We start from the raw sequence: 18,636 nt of genomic DNA on the forward strand, positions 1-18,636 counted from the left end.
AAAAGAATTGGTAGTGTAAGTTAGGAACAAATTTAAGGGATTTAAAGGGCGAGCTCTACAGTCGGATCCCAGTATACTTGATCAAGATTTTGAATTTTATCATCAACTACTATTACGCCCTCGGCCTCTAACCGTTTTTGCATCGGGTTAATCGTTCCAAAGTGATGTTTACCGGTCAAAATTCCGGCTCGATTTACGACTCTATGTGCTGGTACATCTTCATGAATACCCGAAGCATTCATTGCCCAACCCACAATTCGTGCACTCCCTTTTGAACCAAGATAGTGGGCTATGGCCCCATAACTGGTTACACGACCGGGAGGAATTAAACGGGCCACATCGTAAACACTATTGAAAAAATTAGTGTGATCTTTTGCCATATTCTAAGCTAATAAAAAAGTCCCAACCAGTGGCTGGGACTTTTAGTCTTTTACGATGCGTTGAGATTAACCTCCACCAGCAAAAATTCCGAAAATACCCATCATGTTCAGTAACACTAGCAGAATAACTACTGGGCAAACAAAACGAATAAAGAATACAAATGCATTGGATGCTAAAGTACCTGGTGTCCATTTAGACCCTTGGTCAATCTCAGAAACAATATTGTCAATTGGCATTTTCCAAGCTACATAAATACATGTAACAAGCGCTACGATAACAATAAAGAACGTACCGAAGAAGTAGTCAAGGATATCCATAAAACCGGTGTAAGTACCACCGAAAATGGTGACTTCCATTTCTGAAAAGAATGCTGCTCCTCCTGAAGAAAGTGCCGAAGGAATACCTACTATGAATAATGCAGTTCCGACAACCCAAGCCGATTTCTTACGGCTCCATTTCTTTTCATCCATAAAGTAAGATGCTGGTACTTCTAACATCGAAATTGAAGAGGTCAAAGCTGCTACAGTTAATAACAGGAAGAAAAATGCCCCTATGGCAGCGCCACCAGGCATTTGTGAGAATATCTCTGGAAGCACTTGAAACACCAAAGTTGGCCCAGCTTCAGGAGATAGCCCGTAAGCAAATACAGCAGGGAAAATCATAAATCCAGCTAATAGCGCTACTCCAGCATCCATAAAGCCTACCCATACACCACTACTTACTATGTTCGCTGATTTTGGTAGATAAGATCCGTAGGTAACCATAATACCCCAACCGATACTCATAGAGAAAAATGCCTGACCTAGTGCGGCTAGAATCGTATTACCAGTGATCTTACTGAAATCTGGGTTCATGTAGAAATCAACCCCTTTCATAGCACCTTCTAGTGTTAAACTTCTAATCGCTACTACGGCAATTAGAATGAATAAAACAGGCATTAAAACTTTAGCAGCCTTTTCTATACCACCTGAAATACCTTTGTTGACAATAAAAATCGTGACTAGCGTAAAGGCAGCCATCAGCGGAATTGTCATTGTTGGGTTAGCAGCAAAATCTGCAAATGACTCTGTAGAACCAGAAATTGATTTACCAATATAACCGATCGTCCATCCTGCAATTACACCGTAATAAGAAAGCACGAAGAAGCTCACCAAAACGGCAAGAATAGCCCCTAACCCCATAAAAAATGGATTCGCACCCGTGTCTTTAAATGCACCAATGGTACTTTTCTTGGTAAATCGACCAAAGCCCATTTCTGTAAAGAGTAACGGTACACCAATCAGAATTACACAAGCCAAATAAACGAGCACAAAGGCTCCACCACCATTTTCTCCAGTGATGTAAGGGAAACGCCAAATGTTCCCTAATCCGACTGCTGAACCAGCTGCAGCCATGATGAATCCAAACTTGGATCCCCACTGCCCGCGGTTGTCGGAAGAAGCATTTATTGCCATAGAATTAGTATTTAAGGTTTAGTTGAGATAAAAATATCTTTTCAATATATCCAAAATAGAGCAGACTGCAATTCGAATTAGGTCAGACGGCACTTCTATGACATCTGCTTGACCAGTATTGCTATACCTTCGACAAATGACCTAGGGGAATAACCCAAGTCTTTGATGGCTTTGTTGATTAACAAACCTGTCTTTGGAGGCCTTTTGGCGGTTTGGGTAAATGTTGATGCATCTGCTCGTTCCATTGTTTTGATATCTAACTGAAAGAACTTGGCAGTTTCCAAAGCCATTTCGTAAGGCGTTAATAGATCTTTTCCGCTAATATTATAAATACCTTCAGCACGCTGATCGGCTATTAAGTAACATCCTATCGCTAGGTCTTCGGCAAGCGTAGGGCTTCTTAATTGATCATCTACCACTTTAATCTCTTTCCCTTCTTCGAGACTTTTCTTCACCCAGAGCACTATGTTAGATCGGCTCATATCGTGCGCAATTCCATAAACCAGCACTGTTCTAGCGATCGACCACTTAATTTTGGACTCAAAAAGTAGTTTCTCGGCTGCCAATTTACTTTCCCCATAATAACTGATCGGATTAGCACTAGCTAACTCATCATATGGGCCATCTTCTCCATCAAAAATAAAATCGGTCGATAAGTGCAGAAGAAACGCTCCCGTTTGTTCACAAGCTTCTATCACATAAGAAACAGCATCCACATTTTGCTTCCAGCAAGCCTCTTGCTCAATCTCGGACTGGTCTACATTTGTCATGGCTGCCGTATGGATTACGACGTCTGGTTGATGTGTTTTTATAACGGATAGGACTTGGCCTCGATCTGTAATGTCAATTTGATCATAGGTATAATTGTCTTCCGAATAGGGCAATCGATTATCACCTCTTGCAGTAGCAATAAGTTCATCGGTACCTTTGTCCAAAATCAACTTCACCAGCTTTTGACCAAGTAGGCCATTAGCACCAGTTATTAATACTCTCATTTAATTTTTTGGGTAGGTGATGCCGTACTTTTTAGTGATCTCAGACTTGGACATAGGGACTACCTTTACTTCCATTCTCACATCACTAAGTGGCTTATCTCTTCGATTAGTTTCCACGGCTGCAATTTTATCAATCACCGCTAAACCTTCTACCACTTTACCGAAAACAGTGTATTCAGCGTCCAAATGAGGCGTTCCTCCTATGGTAGCGTAGATCTCCTTGGCAAAATCGGGATAACCAGGGTCCGTTTGATCACCAAAACGCTTTTCAATGACATCCATGGAGTTATAGACTAGATTTCGTTGAGCGGTTTGAAAGTCATAGGCCGTATCCTCTTGCGCCTTTTGTACATGGTAATTGTACTTTTCTGTTAGCTCTGGGTAGCGTTCCGAATCAAGCATTCGCTGGAACAGGCCATTTACCTTCAGGTAATGTCTCCTATCTGCTCTAGATTTTAGGCCCTCATCATCATACGTTTCACCTTGAACAATATAAAACTGCGAACCACTAGATTTCTTAGTCGGGTTATCACTGTCTCCTATTCTGGCTGCGGCCAGGGCACCTTTCTCATGAATATACTTTTCGGGCATAAACTCAGCATCAATACGATAGTCGACACCTGATTCCAATTTGCCAGTCGCTAAGTTTCCAGTCTGGATCATAAAGTTTTCAATCACTCTATGAAATATCACAGAGTCGTACATACCACCTTTGGCAAGCTTTAGAAAGTTCGCTTTATGCAGGGGCGTTTCATCATATAATACGGCTGTCATATCGCCATAAGGGGTAGATATAACGACAATTTCGTCCATTTCGGGAGGTGCACAACCTATGATTCCAAGGATTGCGACTAGGCAGATCATCTTAATACTTTTCATGTCAAGCATATTCGGTTCGAATGCCTAATTTATTCAATTATTGGTGCACCGTTAAAAATTATCTGTTTTCATCAGGTGATTTGATATGGACGGTCTTAGGAATACTCATTGCCCAACGGCTATAAACCAAAAAACACAACTTTCGCCTGACGAAAGTTGTGTTTTTTGCATTTTAACTTCTAAGCTTACCTCAGAACTGATTATTGGTTAGCTACTGAAGTTGGATATTTGTAGTTGTACTTCTCTTCGATTTCCGCACGAGGTACTTCTCCTACACTTACGACCATTTTGACATCTTCTATCGGCCTATCTTCAACCTGCTTGGCTTTAGTTTCAACGTTGGCAATTGCATCGATTACTTCTAAGCCTGAAATTACCTCTCCGAAAACAGTATAACCACCGTCAAGAGGAGGATAACCACCTATAGTAGAGTAAGCCTCTATTTGTTCTTCTGGCAATTCGAAAAGTATTCCCGTCTTTGCGCTTAACTGATCCAACGTAGCATCTACTTTGGCCTGAATAGAGTCGTTACCTGGATAATTGGTAAGCGTTTCTTTGTACTCCATCGCCAGCGGATCGTTCGGCGTATTGGTCATTAGTTGACGGTAAGCTTCAAAAATCTTATTCTGATTCACCCCTTCTAATCTTTCTCTTGGGGTTACACTCCCATGAACAATGTAAAATTGGCTACCACTTGATGCTTTTTCTGGGTTTACTTGGTCTGGTTCACGTGCCGCAGCAAGCGCTCCTTTTTTGTGAAAAAGATTTGGCTTTATCTCTGCTGGAACTTTATATCCTGGGCCTCCACTTCCTAACCTTTGGTCGAGCGTAGCTCCTCTGGATTCAGGGTCTCCACCTTGAATCATAAACCCTTTTATCACTCTGTGAAATAATAGGCTGTCGAAAAAGCCTTCATTTGTCAACTTAAGGAAGTTCGCTTTGTGCTCTGGTGTTTCATCATAAAGAATCACCTTCATGTCCCCAAAATCTGTAGCAATGGTTACTAGAAAGTCATTTCCTTCCACAGATTCTGATGAGGAATTTGAATCTCCACATCCCACTATCATAAGCGCTACAAACGCCATCATTAAAGCCTGAGCTAATCTATTTTTCATTGATTTTATTTTTAATCTCTTTCAAAATTCTTTCTCCGCCCGAAGATAGTATTTCTTCCGCGAGTTGTCTTCCTAATTCTTCAGATGCCTTTATTTCACCTGAAAATTTCTTCACTCTTTTGTCGCTACCATCAAGACTGATAATACCCCCCTCTATACTCAACTGATTATCTTCTATTTGTGCCAATGCAAATACCGGAATACTACAGCCTCCGTCTACCACCTTCAAAAAAGAACGTTCGGCCCGTATACATTGCTCTGTTGTCTCATGGTTGAGAATTGATCGAATAGCTTCCGACTTCTTGTTCTCCAATGATTCATGTACTTCAATGGCCACACTGCCTTGGCCTACCGCTGGGATAAACATATTCAAAGGCATCTCGCAAACGATCATATCCTCATAACCCATTCTATGAACACCAGCATATGCCAATAGTAAAGCATCGCAAGCGCCCTCTTTCATTTTGCGAATTCTAGTCTGAAGGTTTCCGCGAACAGGTGTAGTTTCTATAGCTGGCATTAAGTGTTTGAGCGTGGCCACCCTTCGGGTTGAAGAAGTCCCTAAAACAAAGGGTGTAGTACCATTCATTTGAAGGTTTTTCTTATGGCTGATGATGACATCGTTTGGCTTTTCGCGTTCCATAAAAGCGATCAATTCAAAGCCTTCGGGTAGTGTAGACTGCATATCTTTAGCACTATGTACCGCAATATCTATCTGCCCATTTTCTAGTTGTGCTTCAATTTCCTCCGTAAAAACGCCCTTGCTTCCTATCTTGGAGATAGACACATCTAGAATCTTGTCCCCCTTAGTTTCGATTGTCACTATCTCTGTAGCATAACCTGCATCTTGTAATTTTTTCTCCACATGATGCGCCTGCCATAGCGCTAGTTGGCTGCCTCTGGTTCCTATTCTTATGCTCATGAAGTTCTTAATTTCGACTTTACGCCTCTTTTCTTAGGTTGATTTGCTTCTATAAATTTTATGATCTCATCTGCAATATCAATATTGGTTGCCTTTTCGATTCCCTCAAGTCCAGGAGAAGAATTCACTTCGAGAATCAATGGACCTCTACTGGATTGAAGCATATCAACGCCCGCCACAGCAAGACCTAGTGAATTGGCCGCTTTGATAGCCGCTGATTTTTCCTTACGACTGAGTTTTACTAGTTCTGCCGATCCACCTCGGTGTAAATTGCTTCTAAACTCTCCTTCCACACCGGTCCGCTTCATGGCTCCTACAACTTTCCCATCTACTACAAAGATGCGAAGATCCGAAGCTTTAGCTTCTTTAATGAATTCTTGAACAATAATTCTTGCCTTTAGACCATGGAAGGCTTCGATCACAGACTGGGCAGCCTTTCTGGTTTCAGCTAATACCACACCCAGGCCTTGAGTGCCTTCTAATAGTTTGATTATAACTGGTGGCCCTCCCACGTGATCTATCAAACTTTTTTCCTCTTTTGAATAGTTGGTAAAAGCGGTTTTTGGCATTGGCAACCCTGCTCCAGATAGTATCTGAAGGCTTCTTAATTTATCTCTTGACCTAACGATCGCTTGAGAATAAGAAGTACTAAAAACTCCCATCATCTCGAACTGCCTAACCACTGCTGTTCCATAAAAAGTTACCGAAGCGCCAATTCTGGGAATAACAGCGTCAATATCATTGATCTTCTCTCGATTGTAATATATAGCTGGGCCTTCCGATTCAATTACTAAATCACATTTCAAATGATCGATAATAACGCCAGTATGACCTCTTGCTTCAATCGCTTCGATAAGTCTTTTTGTAGAATATAGTTCTGGGTTTCTGGATAGTACAGCTACCTTCATGAGCCAATTTTGAGGTTGTAAGAAATATCCTTGACACTAACATCCACAATAAAACGGTCAGTCAAAAACTTTCTTCCTAAAAGGATTGGGAATTTCATTTTACTGCGATCTGCTAATGACAACTCTAGTTTCCTTTCTTTGCCAAAAATGATTAACCTAGTTTTGATAACATACCTACTTTCTGTCATCCCATTAGAACTACGGATTTTCCTTTTCTGAAATTGAGTCGTTGTAAATTTGCGTGCCTTTTTCTCATGAATTCGGCTACCTGGAATGTAAAAACTCAATGTTTTAATACCATCAACCTCCTTTAACTTCACCCTTGAACAATTGATGGAGGAAGTGTAGGCTCCAGTATCAACTTTTGCTTTAATATCAGACAAGTTTAGATCAGGCAAGTCGACTATATCCGACCTGCCAATTGTCTTTAATTTTTTACTCATTCAGTCAAATTACGATCGTGCAATTTGGCCAATCGTCATTGATAAATCAAGGAAGAGAATTTTGGGATTTGCATTACGCTCAATGTGATATTGGGCTTCGTCTAGCTTTGGAGTCACTTTCATAATCTTCTCTGCGGTAAAAACGCTTGAAAACTTCTCTATAAACCCCTTTTCTTGGTCAGGAATCCTTGAAAGACTATCCAGCGACACTGAATTAATCAAAGACTCACGCATTACTTTTGTTCCAACACCTAATAATTCCTTTTGGAATTCCTTGCCCTTTTTCTGAAACTCATCGGCCATTTTTGTCAATTCCTGAAAATTGAAAGTAAAACACTGTCTAAACCAATTTTTAAAATATTCCTGTGTCTCATTATCTTCTCCACCTACCATTTGCAGTGCCAAACGCATATTTCCCTCAGACATATAGGCGATACGATCGGCTCTTTCTGGGGTGATACCATGCGGAACTATCGTATTGGAAACATCTTCATCTGAGAAAGAAGGGATTCTGAGTTGTTGTGTTCTTGATGTGATTGTCGTCAAAAGCTTATTAGCTTCACTAGACACCATCAGAAAAATAGTTTTTTCGGGTGGCTCCTCAAGTATCTTCAATATGCCATTCGCCGCATTTCCATTCATTAATTCTGGAAGCCATACAATCATGATTTTGTACTGACCTTCAAACGCTTTAAGGGAAAGGGCCTTCACTATATTTCGGCTTTCTTGGCGCGGAATCATCAAAAGTTTATTTTCCCAACCAAAGTGACTGCTCCAATCTTTTACATTCCCATAAACTGATTGCTCTAGAAAAGTTCTCCATTCCGTTAGGAACTTCTCACTTGTTGCATCTTCTCTTTTGAGTTTTGGGGTGGCCGCCGATGGGAATATAAAATTGACATCGGGGTGAATAAATTTGGCGTTTTTTTGACAAGACGGACATTCTCCGCAAGCATCGGTATCGGTCGGGTTTTCACAATTCAGATAACTTGAAAATGCCAAGGCCATAGCCAAATTGGCCGAACCTTCCATACCTACAAACAACTGTGCATGCGCCACATGGTTATTAGCCACTGCATCTATCAGTTTTGCTTTTGTACTTTCTAATCCTGGAATATCCTGAAATCTCATCCTTTATTTTCCCACACTCGATTTACGGAAGAAGCATCAAAAATAGTCGATAGTATGTTCTTTTCAATATCATCGAGTTCGATACCGCGTCGTTTCATTACAGCGGCGGCAACCTCATAAAATTTACGAAGCTGGAAGGTAGTAAACCCGTTGGCTCCTCCCCAAGCATATGAAGGAACAAAGTTTCTTGGGTAGCCAGAACCAAAAATATTAGACCCAACCCCCACGACTGTGCCTGTGTTAAACATAGTATTAATACCACATTTGGCATGATCACCCATCATAAGGCCACAGAACTGTAAACCAGTATTGGCAAACCTATTTGTGCTATAGCTCCAGAGTTTGACGGCCGCATAATTATTCTTCAAATTAGAGGTATTGGTATCAGCACCAAGGTTGCACCATTCGCCGATCACAGAATTACCCAGAAAGCCATCGTGACCCTTATTGCTAAAACCAAAAATCACAGAATTACTCACCTCACCCCCCACTTTTGAGTGTGGGCCGACAGTTGTATCCCCTTTGATTTTAGCCCCCATATTTATATGTGAGCTTTCGCAAAGCGCAAACGTGCCTTTAATAATAGCGCCCTCATGCACTTGGGCATTTTTACCAATATAAACAGGGCCATCTTCAGCATTAATTACGGCTGCTTTGATCGTCGCACCTTCTTCCACAAACAGATTTTCCTTACCGTAAACTATAGTATGTACATCGGTAATCTCTGCAGATTTCCTTCCCGAAGTGATTTTATAAAAGTCGGCTATTATTTCTTCCTTGTTAAACCCAAATATCTCCCAAGGCTGTGTGATGAGTCGAAAGTCTCCTTCAAAACTGATGGACTCCTCTCCGCTACCGTTTATTGCTAGGTCTTCTTCCTGCCCAGTAAGTCGCTGACCTGGTTTTAAAGATTTTATGGCCTCAACAAGATTATCATTTGGACACAGAGCACCATTGATTTTAAGATCGGATTGATTATTTGGAAACTTTTCTTGCAGATAATCTTGAGTTTCATACCCCACTGAAAAGCCAAAAGTCTCCCATTTCTCAGAAATCTTCAATATACCAACACGCACTTGGGCTACGGGTCTGGTAAAAGTAAATGGCAACAAATTATGCCTGATAGTTGGAGAATCAAATAGTGTAATATCCATGGAGTAAAAATAGAAAAGCTTTCAAAGTAAAGCTTAAGGAGCCAGAATTATCTGTGTCTAAGGGTTAAAGTTTGGAAAATAATTTTATTACTCTACATTTGTAGAGTACACTCTAATAAAGTAGAGCATGAACTTATCAAAGAACGAAGAACAATTAATGCGGCATATCTGGAAACTTAAAAAGGCCTTTATGAAAGACCTACTTCATGAGTTTGCTGAACCCAAACCTGCGACAACGACTGTCTTGACCATGCTAAAAAGAATGAGAGACAAAGGTTTTATCGACTACAGATTATTCGGAAACTCCAGAGAATACTATGCACTTGTTACTAAGGAAAAATACTTCTCAAAGCATAAGGGAGGATTGATGAACGACTTCTTTGACAATTCTGCTAAGCAACTAGGCTCATTTCTCACGTCTGAGGCCAACCTTTCTACTGATCAATTAAAAGAACTGAAAAAAATAATTGACGCTCAAATCAAAAAGGATCAGTAATGACGCACACAATACTAGAAATTATCCTCTGTTCGCTTTTGTTCTTGAGCATTTATCAGTTGGCCCTCGCAAAGTCATCTTTGCATCGATTCAAAAGATACTATCTAATCTTTGCCTTATGCTTAACTGTCATTGTTCCGTTCATTACAATCAAGCTTCCAACGACTATTACACCAGCATATATCAAGACTAAAACTTACACCAAACCTATTGTCAATAAGATAGATAGATTCACTTCAAAACAGACAAACGACTTCGTTAAGCCCTCTCAAAATCAAGAGCTTTCGATTGACAAAGAAAAGTTAGAAGCTAAAACGACTACAAACTCCCAAGCAATACCTCAAGGGACTTTTGCTATATACATATTAGTGAGTGTTGTCTTATTAGGTCGTTTGGGCTTGAACACCTTTCGGCTTCTCAGGCTTGCCAAAAAGAACCCTTCAATAAGGCACAACGATACCAGAGTTATCCTGCTACCCGAATTGACGACACCTTTTAGCTTTTTCAATTCCATATACATCTACTCAAGAGACTTTGACCAAAAGGAAAATCATAGCGAAATACTGACACATGAATTAGCACACGTAAAACAACGGCATTCAATTGATGTGATGATAACCGAATTGTTCAAAGCGATCCTCTGGTTCAATCCTTTCTACTATTGGTTTAGTAAGGCTATTCGTCAAAACCATGAGTATTTGGCTGATAATGAGGTTATTCGGAAACATAAGAGCATATCAAAATATCAGAAACTGCTCTTCGAGTTTGTAAAAAGAAACCAAACGAGCACTTTTTCAATGGTTTCACCCTTCAATTATTCATTCACACAAAAGCGATTTATTATGATGACCAAGAAGAACTCAAGATCGTCTACCATTTTCAAAACAGTTTTCACTTTGCTGGCTATCTGCCTAGTAGGTATGTCTTTCACTTTAAAACCTACTAACAACCAAAAACTACAAGATACAGAGCAGGATAAGAACCAGGTTGAAATTATTTACGGCAAAAGTGTTAAACCTCAGATTTCTCCAGTAAAACTAGAAGAAGAGGGTACTAAAATGATCCTACCTTTTGGTGCTACTGTTGGCTATGGAACACCAGACATGCACGACCATGAAGGAGTCGATTTCCGCGCGAAAAGAGGCACTCCGGTTTATGCTACTGCCGCTGGACTTGTGGTTATAGCTTCTTCAAACAATGAACGTTATGGAAATTTCATAAGAATAAAGCACAACGACACTTATGAGTCGGTCTACGCATCTCTAGAAGCGTTAAATGTATCTAAGGGCGAGACGGTCAGTTTGGGACAAATGATCGGTACTGTCGGTAATTCAATCCCAGAATCAAATATTCATTTACACTATGAAGTCATTAAGAATGGTGCTCAAATAGATCCTGATGAATACTTTTTCTTTACGAGAGACACTGAAGTTGTATTAAGTCATTCGAAAATCACCGCTGAGGTAAACAGTTATTTGCTAAGAACAGAATTCGACATGGATAAAAGAGAAACACGTCTCTTAATGTTTTCCAAAGAATCTAAGTATGGCAAGATTATATATGACCAGAATAAAATTCTCTTCGTAGATCATTACGAAGAGGTATCTAAAGAGATGAAAATGAGTGATCTTTCGACTACCCAATTAAATGCATTAAAGGGTCTTAAGAACGGTAGCTTTAGCCTCTATACAAAACGACCAAGTCGAGATGTTACTGAGAATTGGACAAACGCGGAAGAATTTATGGTGGTTATTGACGGAAAAATCACTCCTAACAAAGAATTGGCAATATATACTGCCAATGATTTCTCCTACTTTGTAAAAACTAAATTGAGGGTGAACGATCCTCAAAAACCTAAGTACCGAGTAGATTTATATACAAACAAAGTCTTCGATCAATTAGCGGAGGTCAAGAAAAAAGATAATGCTGAGTTAGTGAGCGCAAACAATAAATTGATAGAGATTATTGATCCTTGAACTAAGGGATAAGTGCGTATAAACAGAAGAAGCCTCCCCGATTAATCGGGGAGGCTTCTTAATTTTTTGCCTATGCAGAACTACTTCTTCTTGTAACGTTTGTTGAATTTCTCAACTCTACCAGCAGTATCCACAAATAGTTTCTTACCAGTATAGAAAGGATGAGAAGCTGAAGAAACCTCTACTTTAATCAAAGGATATGTATTTCCGTCTTCCCATTCGATGGTCTCACTAGACGTCATAGTCGACTTCGTCAAGAATTTAAATTCACTTGAAGTGTCGTAGAAAATGACTGGGCTGTACTCCGGATGAATGTCTTTTTTCATTGTATTAAATTTTACTTCCCTCAAAAAGGATTGCAAATGTAGTGACTTGTAGAATATTTAACAAACATATTGGTTTTATAAATTAAAGAAATCCATCTAACCCGATTTATCACTGGTCTAAACAATTCAAGTCACTATCTTTCAGCCACATTACGCCTATGAAAAAGCTACTCGTATTATTTTTTATTGTGGTTTGTCAAAGCATCGTTCAAGCCCAAAGTACGTTTATTCCTTATAACAGAGATTACTATCATCTGATTGATCGGTTTCAGATTAAATATGGAAATCAAGAAAACTTATTACAGACTACATTCAAACCCATCCGAAGAGAAGATCTTTCTGAGTTCCTGCTGAAAATCGCTTCAAATTATGACTCCTTGTCCGCTCAAGATAAGTTCAATTTCGAATACTTGATGAATGATAATTGGGAATGGACAAATTCTCCGTACAACGAAAATGATAAATCTTGGTGGGACCTGCTCTACACCAAAAAATCAGACCTATTCTACTACACGGCAGACAATTTTAGCCTAAGGATAAATCCTGTAGCTGAATTTACCATTGGTAACGACCCAGATGCCATTAGACGCGTCTTCACCAATACGCGAGGCATTGAAGCACAAGGAATGATCGATGACAAAATTGGTTTTTACACATTCTTGACTACTACTCAGGCGGTGTTTCCTTATTACGTTCGGCAGAGAATTCTCGACAGAAACGCTTTCCCAAATGAGGGTTTTTGGAAACGAGATGACGGAGAATACGACCTTACTCATGCGCGAGGTTATATAACTTTTGACTTATCGAAGAGCATAGATATTCAAGCTGGGTACGATAAAAAGTTTATCGGGCATGGATTAAGATCAATGGTGCTATCGGATTTCTCAAGCCCTTTCTTGTTTGGTCAGATCAATACAAGACTTGGTAAATTTCAGTATACGAACCTGTTCGGTCAACTTACTTCTGATATCATCTTCGCAAATGCAAATTCTCCTGGTGATGGTGACTACCCCAAGAAATACTTGAGTATGCATCGCCTTGGGGTGAATATTACCAATAGCTTGGAGATCGGAGTGTTTGAAACAATAATCTCAAGCCAAGCGAACATCAACTACTTTAATCCAATAGTCTTTTATCGAGCAGTAGAACAACAGGAAGGTAGTCCTGATAACGTTTTGATTGGTTTAGACATTAATGTAAACCTAAAAGGTAAGTATCAGTTTTACGGTCAATTCATGATTGATGAATTTGTGATTGATGCATTGAGAAGTGGTAATGGAGATTGGCGAAATAAATTTGGTGTACAGCTGGGGGCTAAATATATAGATGCCTTTGACGTACCTAACCTAGATCTTCAAGCAGAATTTAATGTGGCTAGACCTTATTTTTATGCATCAGATACAAGCGTACTGAGCTACACAAACTACCGAAACCCGCTTGCACACCCGATGGGGGCAAACTTTAGAGAATTTGTCCTAGCCGGTCGATACCAACCCCTGAGCAAACTATCTGTGGTGGGTAAAATCATTCGAACAAACTTCGGAGAGGATCAAAACGGCCTAAATTACGGTGGAAACTTATTACTCAGTACTGACGATAGAATTGGGAATTTAGGCAACAGCATTGGTCAAGGTGTAGCTACCACAAATACCTATTTGGAAGTATCAGCTTCATACATGCTTTTGCAAAATTTGTTTGTCGACCTCAGGAATATCTATAGAAGCTTTGACAGTGACATCAGTTCGCGCACCAAAACTAGCTTTATCACCATGCTTTCCCTTCGATGGAATCTTCCACAAAGACAGCATGAATTCTGATTTAAATATGCATAACTTGCCACCGAATTACTGCTTATGAGCACTTACGGTCGGATTATTTCATACGCCAAGCCTTATCACAGGTACTTCCCTCAATACATTGTTTTTGCCTTGCTGGCTATCATCTTCAGCTTGTTAAACCTTGCCTTACTCGAACCTTTGTTCGCAGTAATATTTGAAAATGATGACGATGGAAAAAACCTAGCCGAACTCGCTGACACCACAGGGTTGTCGTTTGGTGTAGACTATATAAAGGCTAGTTTTTATCAAGAACTTATCAAGTTTCGAGATACTTATGGACAAAGTAGCATGCTGATCTATGTGAGTATAGTGATCGGCATATCTGCACTGTTATCAAACTTGTTCACCTATATCTCAAATGTGATTATGGGCTATATGCGAGCAGATTTAATCGAAAAAATCCGTAATAAGGTCTTCAATAGTACTTCAAAGCTTCATTTAGGATTCTTTGCTGGAGAGAGAAAGGGTGACATTATGTCTAGGATGACTAATGACGTGCAAGAAATTGAAGTTACACTCATGAGTTCCATTAAGGTGTTCTTCCGAGAGCCTGCGACAATAATTCTCTACCTAGCTTTTCTATTTAGTTCATCGGTAAAGCTCACTTTGTTCACGCTGATCTTCTTCCCGATCATGGGATTGATAATTTCCGAAATCGTCAAAAAACTCAAGAAAAAGGCCAAGCTAAGCCAGGAAAGTCTAGGAAGAATCGTAAACCTGATGGATGAGACATTTGGTGGAATGCGGGTTATTAAAGCATTTAATGCACGAGATTATGTGGGAAACCTCTTTGAAACAGAAACTAGGACGTATAGAAAAATCAACGTTTCTATGGCTCGTAAAAATGAGCTAGCCTCACCTGTTTCGCAGTTCTTGGGTATTCTGGTGGTTGCCACACTATTGGTGGTTGGAGGAAACCTTGTCTTAGATGGAGAAACGACCATGAAGGCACCTGGTCTATTGGTCTACATCGTGGTTTTCAGTCAGATTTTAAACCCGGCCAAGAGTATTTCACAATCAATCAGTAATATCCAGCGTGGAATGGCCTCGGCAGAGCGAATCTTTAAGTTAATAGACGAAAAACCTCTTATCCAGGATAGCGACAAGGTTCAGGATAAGACAAATTTCGAATCTGAGATTAGCTTTAAAAATGTTGGCTTTACCTACGAAAAAGAAGCTGTCTTAAAAAGCATCAACCTTACCATCAAAAAAGGCCAAACGATCGCCTTGGTTGGTTCTTCAGGTGCAGGAAAATCCACGTTAGCTGATCTTGTTCCTCGCTTTTATGATACCACCGAAGGAGATATTACCATTGATGGTGTTTCGATTAAAGATATAAAAGTGGACGCTTTGCGAGACCTAATGGGCATTGTGACGCAAGAGTCTATCCTTTTTAATGACACTGTCGCTAAAAATATAGCGTTTGCCATGCCAAATGCCAATCAGGATGACATTGTGAAAGCCGCTAAAATTGCAAATGCGCACGATTTCATCATGGAACTTGAAAATGGTTATGAAACAAGTGTAGGTGAGCGTGGCGGGAAACTTTCTGGCGGTCAAAGACAAAGGCTCAGCATTGCACGCGCGATTATGAAAAACCCACCAATTTTGATTTTGGATGAGGCTACTTCCGCCCTAGACACAGAATCAGAAAAGCTAGTCCAGGAGGCACTTACCAACCTTATGAAGAACAGAACTTCTTTAGTAATTGCCCACAGACTCAGTACCATCCAACATGCCGATAATATATTGGTAATGGACAAGGGGCAAATTGTCGAACAAGGAAACCACGAGGCTCTAATTCAGCAAAAAGGCATCTACGATAAACTCATTAATATGCAGTCGATAGCTTAAAGGCCTTGATTCTTGTTTTATTAAATTAAAATCAGTTTATTCCACTAATAATTATAATATGAGTCATCGGAAACTAATTTTAGACGAACTGAAAGAAGCAGCTAAAGTGCTCGATCAATTTCTTTCAGATGATGCTAACCTCTCTCTAATAGAAAGTGCAGCAAAAACGATGTCTGATGCTATAAATAATGGAGGGAAGATATTTTCATGTGGAAATGGTGGCTCCCATTGCGATGCCATGCATTTTGCCGAAGAATTGACTGGAAGATATAGGGAGGACAGAAAAGCACTACCAGCGATTGCTATTTCAGACCCTAGTCATATTTCATGTGTTTCTAATGACTTTGGTTACGACTTTATCTTCTCGCGATATATAGAGGGTTTGGGAAGTGCCGGCGATGTACTTTTAGGGATTAGCACGAGCGGCAATTCCAAAAACGTTTTACGGGCGGCCGAAATGGCAAAGCAAAAAAAGATGAAGGTAGTGGCATTGACAGGCAAAAACGGAGGGCCACTTGCCGATGTCGCCGATATTGAGATTCGTGTACCCCATTTTGGCTATGCTGACAGAATTCAGGAAATCCATATCAAGATTATCCACATTTTAATTCAATTGATAGAAAAACAAACCCTTGATTCTCAGTAAAGGATTCGGTAGCGCTGTCTACGGCGTAGACGCTCAAATAATTACGATTGAAGTTAATATCGTTGACGGATTAAAATTCCATCTATCAGGTCTTCCAGACAACGCAGTCAAAGAAAGCCAGCACAGAATAGAATCTGTTTTTAAGTATTACGGTTACCGTATGCCACGTAGAAAAGTGGTGGTGAATATGGCACCCGCCGATATCCGTAAAGAAGGTTCGGCATACGACCTCCCGATCGCACTCGGTGTATTGAAAACATCGGGTCAAATTCAAGCCGAATCACTTGATAAATTTGTCGTCATGGGCGAGCTGGCGTTAGATGGCACTCTTCGCCCGATCAAAGGTGCCCTACCAATTGCCATTGAAGCCCGAAAGAAAGGTTTTAAAGGATTCATTCTACCAGAAGAAAATGCTAATGAAGCAGCGATCGTTAATGATCTAGACGTTATTGGTGTAAAAAGCCTACAAGAGGCGATCGATTACTTGGATAATAAAAGACAGATTGACCCTGTAATCTATGATACGCGAGAGCATTTCTATGATAACCTGGATAACTATGAAGCCGATTTTGCCCACGTGCAAGGTCAAGAAAACATAAAGCGTGCGCTAGAAATAGCTGCAGCTGGAGGTCACAATGTTATCATGATTGGCCCACCAGGGGCCGGAAAAACCATGTTAGCCAAAAGACTTCCTTCAATTTTACCACCACTCTCCCTTCATGAGGCTCTAGAAACAACTAAGATTCACTCTGTAGCTGGGCGGTTAGGAAGCAACGCCGAACTTATTACCCAAAGGCCATATAGAAGTCCACATCATACAATATCTGATGTCGCCTTGGTTGGAGGTGGTGGCGTACCACAACCGGGAGAAATTTCGCTAGCACACAATGGTATCCTATTTTTAGATGAACTTCCTGAGTTCAAAAGAACGGTCTTAGAAGTAATGCGCCAACCGCTTGAAGAAAGAAAAGTCACTATTTCTAGAGCGAAATTAACAGTAGACTTTCCTAGTAATTTTATGCTAATCACAAGCATGAACCCTTGCCCTTGCGGCTACTATAATCACCCAGAAAAAGAATGTGTCTGCGGATCAGGACAAGTTCAGCGATACCTCAACAAAGTCAGTGGTCCCCTTTTAGATAGGATTGACTTGCATGTAGAGGTTACCCCGGTCTCCTTCGACCAAATGACGCAAAATCGCAAGGCAGAGAGTAGCGCAGAAATTCGTGAAAGAGTGATAAAAGCGCGTGAAATTCAACAGGAAAGATTAGAATCATTGGGAATTCACTCAAATGCCATGATGGGTAGTCAAATGGTCAAAGAAGTCTGTCAAATCAATGATGGAGGTCGAATTCTCTTGAAAAAAGCCATGGAGCGACTAGGGTTATCGGCTAGAGCATATGATCGTATCCTAAAAGTAAGTCGCACCATAGCCGACCTAGCAGGAAAAGATGACATTCAAATTGAGCATTTAGCGGAAGCTATCCAGTACCGTAGCTTAGACAGAGAAGGATGGGCAGGGTAAACTGTTAATTACTATCTTTTGAGTCATGTTTGAGCAAGTCCTTAAATCGATCGAAAAATTTGGCAGTTTCAGTGAACTGGAACAAAAAATGCTCTGCGATGTGATGGCTAAAAGGACAGTCCGCAAAGGCGAATTCCTATTGAGGCAAGGTGATATAAGTCGAACTACATACTTTATAAATCAAGGCAGCATAAGACACTTTAGAGACATTGATGGATTCAATGAACTGACAGTCAATCTCTTTACAGAAGGGGACTGGGTGCTGGATCATAAGAGTTTTACCAGCCAGAAACCTTCTAAAAACCATATTCAGGCGTTTGAAGATTGTGAATTGATTGAATTCGGTATGGATGCCATGCATGAACTGATCTCAAAGTCTCCTTCATTTTTCAGACTAGGTAAAATATTAGACTCTCCTCGCAGCCTCGACGACCTAAAGCTGCTATCGCCAGAGGAAAAGTATGCGCAACTATTGACTACAGCGCCGCAATTGCTGCAAAAATTCCCACTTAAACATATTGCGTCTTACTTGCACATGACACCTGAAACATTGAGCCGAGTTAGGGCTAAATACTAGCCTTTCTTGATTTGAA

Annotated in this window: 18 protein-coding genes; 7 read left to right on the forward strand and 11 right to left on the reverse strand. The window is 40.3% G+C overall.

All coding sequences use genetic code 11. The features are described from left to right. Nucleotides 1-41 precede the first annotated feature (41 nt). From BFP71_RS02905 to BFP71_RS02950, 10 genes are all read right to left on the reverse strand, one after another. Nucleotides 42-380: an MGMT family protein gene (locus BFP71_RS02905; protein WP_069833944.1), complete on the reverse strand. Its 339-nt coding sequence runs from the start codon at nucleotides 378-380 to the stop codon at nucleotides 42-44. Nucleotides 381-446: 66 nt separating this feature from the next. After that, nucleotides 447-1,835: a sodium-dependent transporter gene (locus BFP71_RS02910; RefSeq protein ID WP_069833945.1), complete on the reverse strand. Its 1,389-nt coding sequence runs from the start codon at nucleotides 1,833-1,835 to the stop codon at nucleotides 447-449. Nucleotides 1,836-1,930: 95 nt separating this feature from the next. Further along, a complete protein-coding gene (locus tag BFP71_RS02915; RefSeq protein WP_069833946.1) occupies nucleotides 1,931-2,830 on the reverse strand; it encodes an SDR family oxidoreductase in 900 nt (299 codons plus the stop codon). Beyond that, complete coding sequence (locus tag BFP71_RS02920; RefSeq protein ID WP_069834547.1) at nucleotides 2,831-3,709, reverse strand: peptidylprolyl isomerase; 879 nt, start codon at nucleotides 3,707-3,709, stop codon at nucleotides 2,831-2,833. Between the two features lie 200 nt (nucleotides 3,710-3,909). After that, the gene (locus tag BFP71_RS02925; RefSeq protein WP_069833947.1) at nucleotides 3,910-4,824 is read right to left on the reverse strand and encodes a peptidylprolyl isomerase; all 915 of its coding nucleotides are present in this window, start codon (nucleotides 4,822-4,824) and stop codon (nucleotides 3,910-3,912) included. Beyond that, nucleotides 4,814-5,746 (reverse strand): hydroxymethylbilane synthase, encoded by a 933-nt coding sequence (hemC, locus tag BFP71_RS02930; protein WP_069833948.1) that lies wholly within the window; start codon nucleotides 5,744-5,746, stop codon nucleotides 4,814-4,816. The genes BFP71_RS02925 and hemC overlap by 11 nt, the downstream gene beginning before the upstream one ends. Next, a complete protein-coding gene (rimK, locus tag BFP71_RS02935; protein WP_069833949.1) occupies nucleotides 5,743-6,654 on the reverse strand; it encodes a 30S ribosomal protein S6--L-glutamate ligase in 912 nt (303 codons plus the stop codon). Before rimK ends, hemC begins: the two co-directional genes overlap by 4 nt. Further along, a complete protein-coding gene (locus BFP71_RS02940) occupies nucleotides 6,651-7,097 on the reverse strand; it encodes an ATP-dependent zinc protease family protein (RefSeq protein WP_069833950.1) in 447 nt (148 codons plus the stop codon). Before BFP71_RS02940 ends, rimK begins: the two co-directional genes overlap by 4 nt. Nucleotides 7,098-7,106: 9 nt before the next feature. Continuing rightward, a complete protein-coding gene (locus BFP71_RS02945; protein ID WP_069833951.1) occupies nucleotides 7,107-8,228 on the reverse strand; it encodes a DNA polymerase III subunit in 1,122 nt (373 codons plus the stop codon). Continuing rightward, nucleotides 8,225-9,382: a GlmU family protein gene (locus BFP71_RS02950; RefSeq protein WP_069833952.1), complete on the reverse strand. Its 1,158-nt coding sequence runs from the start codon at nucleotides 9,380-9,382 to the stop codon at nucleotides 8,225-8,227. The genes BFP71_RS02945 and BFP71_RS02950 overlap by 4 nt, the downstream gene beginning before the upstream one ends. A 127-nt stretch (nucleotides 9,383-9,509) precedes the next feature. On the opposite strand from BFP71_RS02950, the gene BFP71_RS02955 reads away from it, so the two are divergent. Both BFP71_RS02955 and BFP71_RS02960 read left to right on the forward strand, forming a co-directional pair. Continuing rightward, nucleotides 9,510-9,878, forward strand: coding sequence for a BlaI/MecI/CopY family transcriptional regulator (locus BFP71_RS02955; RefSeq protein ID WP_069833953.1), 369 nt, complete (start codon nucleotides 9,510-9,512; stop codon nucleotides 9,876-9,878). Then, nucleotides 9,878-11,854 (forward strand): M23/M56 family metallopeptidase, encoded by a 1,977-nt coding sequence (locus BFP71_RS02960; RefSeq protein WP_069833954.1) that lies wholly within the window; start codon nucleotides 9,878-9,880, stop codon nucleotides 11,852-11,854. Before BFP71_RS02955 ends, BFP71_RS02960 begins: the two co-directional genes overlap by 1 nt. An 80-nt stretch (nucleotides 11,855-11,934) precedes the next feature. On the opposite strand, the gene BFP71_RS02965 is transcribed toward BFP71_RS02960, so the two are convergent. Continuing rightward, nucleotides 11,935-12,180: a type B 50S ribosomal protein L31 gene (locus BFP71_RS02965; RefSeq protein WP_069833955.1), complete on the reverse strand. Its 246-nt coding sequence runs from the start codon at nucleotides 12,178-12,180 to the stop codon at nucleotides 11,935-11,937. Between the two features lie 158 nt (nucleotides 12,181-12,338). Here BFP71_RS02965 and BFP71_RS02970 point away from each other — a divergent pair, with 158 nt between their 5' ends. The 5 genes from BFP71_RS02970 to BFP71_RS02990 are packed head-to-tail and all read left to right on the forward strand — an operon-like array spanning nucleotide 12,339 to nucleotide 18,620. Further along, nucleotides 12,339-13,997: a capsule assembly Wzi family protein gene (locus BFP71_RS02970; RefSeq protein ID WP_069833956.1), complete on the forward strand. Its 1,659-nt coding sequence runs from the start codon at nucleotides 12,339-12,341 to the stop codon at nucleotides 13,995-13,997. 36 nt (nucleotides 13,998-14,033) lie between these two features. Next, the gene (locus BFP71_RS02975) at nucleotides 14,034-15,872 is read left to right on the forward strand and encodes an ABC transporter ATP-binding protein (protein WP_069833957.1); all 1,839 of its coding nucleotides are present in this window, start codon (nucleotides 14,034-14,036) and stop codon (nucleotides 15,870-15,872) included. A gap of 58 nt (nucleotides 15,873-15,930) precedes the next feature. After that, a complete protein-coding gene (gene lpcA / locus BFP71_RS02980; RefSeq protein WP_069833958.1) occupies nucleotides 15,931-16,518 on the forward strand; it encodes a D-sedoheptulose 7-phosphate isomerase in 588 nt (195 codons plus the stop codon). Continuing rightward, nucleotides 16,508-18,043 carry a YifB family Mg chelatase-like AAA ATPase gene (locus BFP71_RS02985; protein ID WP_069834548.1) on the forward strand — a complete coding sequence of 512 codons (1,536 nt, stop codon included), beginning with the start codon at nucleotides 16,508-16,510 and terminating at the stop codon, nucleotides 18,041-18,043. The genes lpcA and BFP71_RS02985 overlap by 11 nt, the downstream gene beginning before the upstream one ends. 25 nt (nucleotides 18,044-18,068) lie before the next feature. After that, nucleotides 18,069-18,620, forward strand: coding sequence for a Crp/Fnr family transcriptional regulator (locus BFP71_RS02990; RefSeq protein ID WP_069833959.1), 552 nt, complete (start codon nucleotides 18,069-18,071; stop codon nucleotides 18,618-18,620). Nucleotides 18,621-18,636: the final 16 nt, after the last annotated feature.

This window comes from Roseivirga misakiensis (assembly GCF_001747105.1).
Taxonomy (GTDB): Bacteria; Bacteroidota; Bacteroidia; order Cytophagales; family Cyclobacteriaceae; genus Roseivirga; species Roseivirga misakiensis.

Excerpts from the sequence above, each read along its gene's own strand:
- BFP71_RS02915 (WP_069833946.1), bottom strand. The coding sequence starts at position 2,830 with ATGAGAGTATTAATAACTGGTGCTAATGGCCTACTTGGTCAAAAGCTG.
- BFP71_RS02945 (WP_069833951.1), bottom strand. The coding sequence starts at position 8,228 with ATGAGATTTCAGGATATTCCAGGATTAGAAAGTACAAAAGCAAAACTG.
- BFP71_RS02975 (WP_069833957.1), top strand. The coding sequence starts at position 14,034 with ATGAGCACTTACGGTCGGATTATTTCATACGCCAAGCCTTATCACAGG.
- BFP71_RS02905 (WP_069833944.1), bottom strand. The coding sequence starts at position 380 with ATGGCAAAAGATCACACTAATTTTTTCAATAGTGTTTACGATGTGGCC.
- BFP71_RS02925 (WP_069833947.1), bottom strand. The coding sequence starts at position 4,824 with ATGAAAAATAGATTAGCTCAGGCTTTAATGATGGCGTTTGTAGCGCTT.
- rimK (WP_069833949.1), bottom strand. The coding sequence starts at position 6,654 with ATGAAGGTAGCTGTACTATCCAGAAACCCAGAACTATATTCTACAAAA.
- BFP71_RS02920 (WP_069834547.1), bottom strand. The coding sequence starts at position 3,709 with ATGAAAAGTATTAAGATGATCTGCCTAGTCGCAATCCTTGGAATCATA.
- BFP71_RS02960 (WP_069833954.1), top strand. The coding sequence starts at position 9,878 with ATGACGCACACAATACTAGAAATTATCCTCTGTTCGCTTTTGTTCTTG.
- BFP71_RS02965 (WP_069833955.1), bottom strand. The coding sequence starts at position 12,180 with ATGAAAAAAGACATTCATCCGGAGTACAGCCCAGTCATTTTCTACGAC.
- BFP71_RS02910 (WP_069833945.1), bottom strand. The coding sequence starts at position 1,835 with ATGGCAATAAATGCTTCTTCCGACAACCGCGGGCAGTGGGGATCCAAG.
- lpcA (WP_069833958.1), top strand. The coding sequence starts at position 15,931 with ATGAGTCATCGGAAACTAATTTTAGACGAACTGAAAGAAGCAGCTAAA.
- BFP71_RS02940 (WP_069833950.1), bottom strand. The coding sequence starts at position 7,097 with ATGAGTAAAAAATTAAAGACAATTGGCAGGTCGGATATAGTCGACTTG.
- BFP71_RS02970 (WP_069833956.1), top strand. The coding sequence starts at position 12,339 with ATGAAAAAGCTACTCGTATTATTTTTTATTGTGGTTTGTCAAAGCATC.
- BFP71_RS02955 (WP_069833953.1), top strand. The coding sequence starts at position 9,510 with ATGAACTTATCAAAGAACGAAGAACAATTAATGCGGCATATCTGGAAA.
- BFP71_RS02990 (WP_069833959.1), top strand. The coding sequence starts at position 18,069 with ATGTTTGAGCAAGTCCTTAAATCGATCGAAAAATTTGGCAGTTTCAGT.
- BFP71_RS02950 (WP_069833952.1), bottom strand. The coding sequence starts at position 9,382 with ATGGATATTACACTATTTGATTCTCCAACTATCAGGCATAATTTGTTG.
- hemC (WP_069833948.1), bottom strand. The coding sequence starts at position 5,746 with ATGAGCATAAGAATAGGAACCAGAGGCAGCCAACTAGCGCTATGGCAG.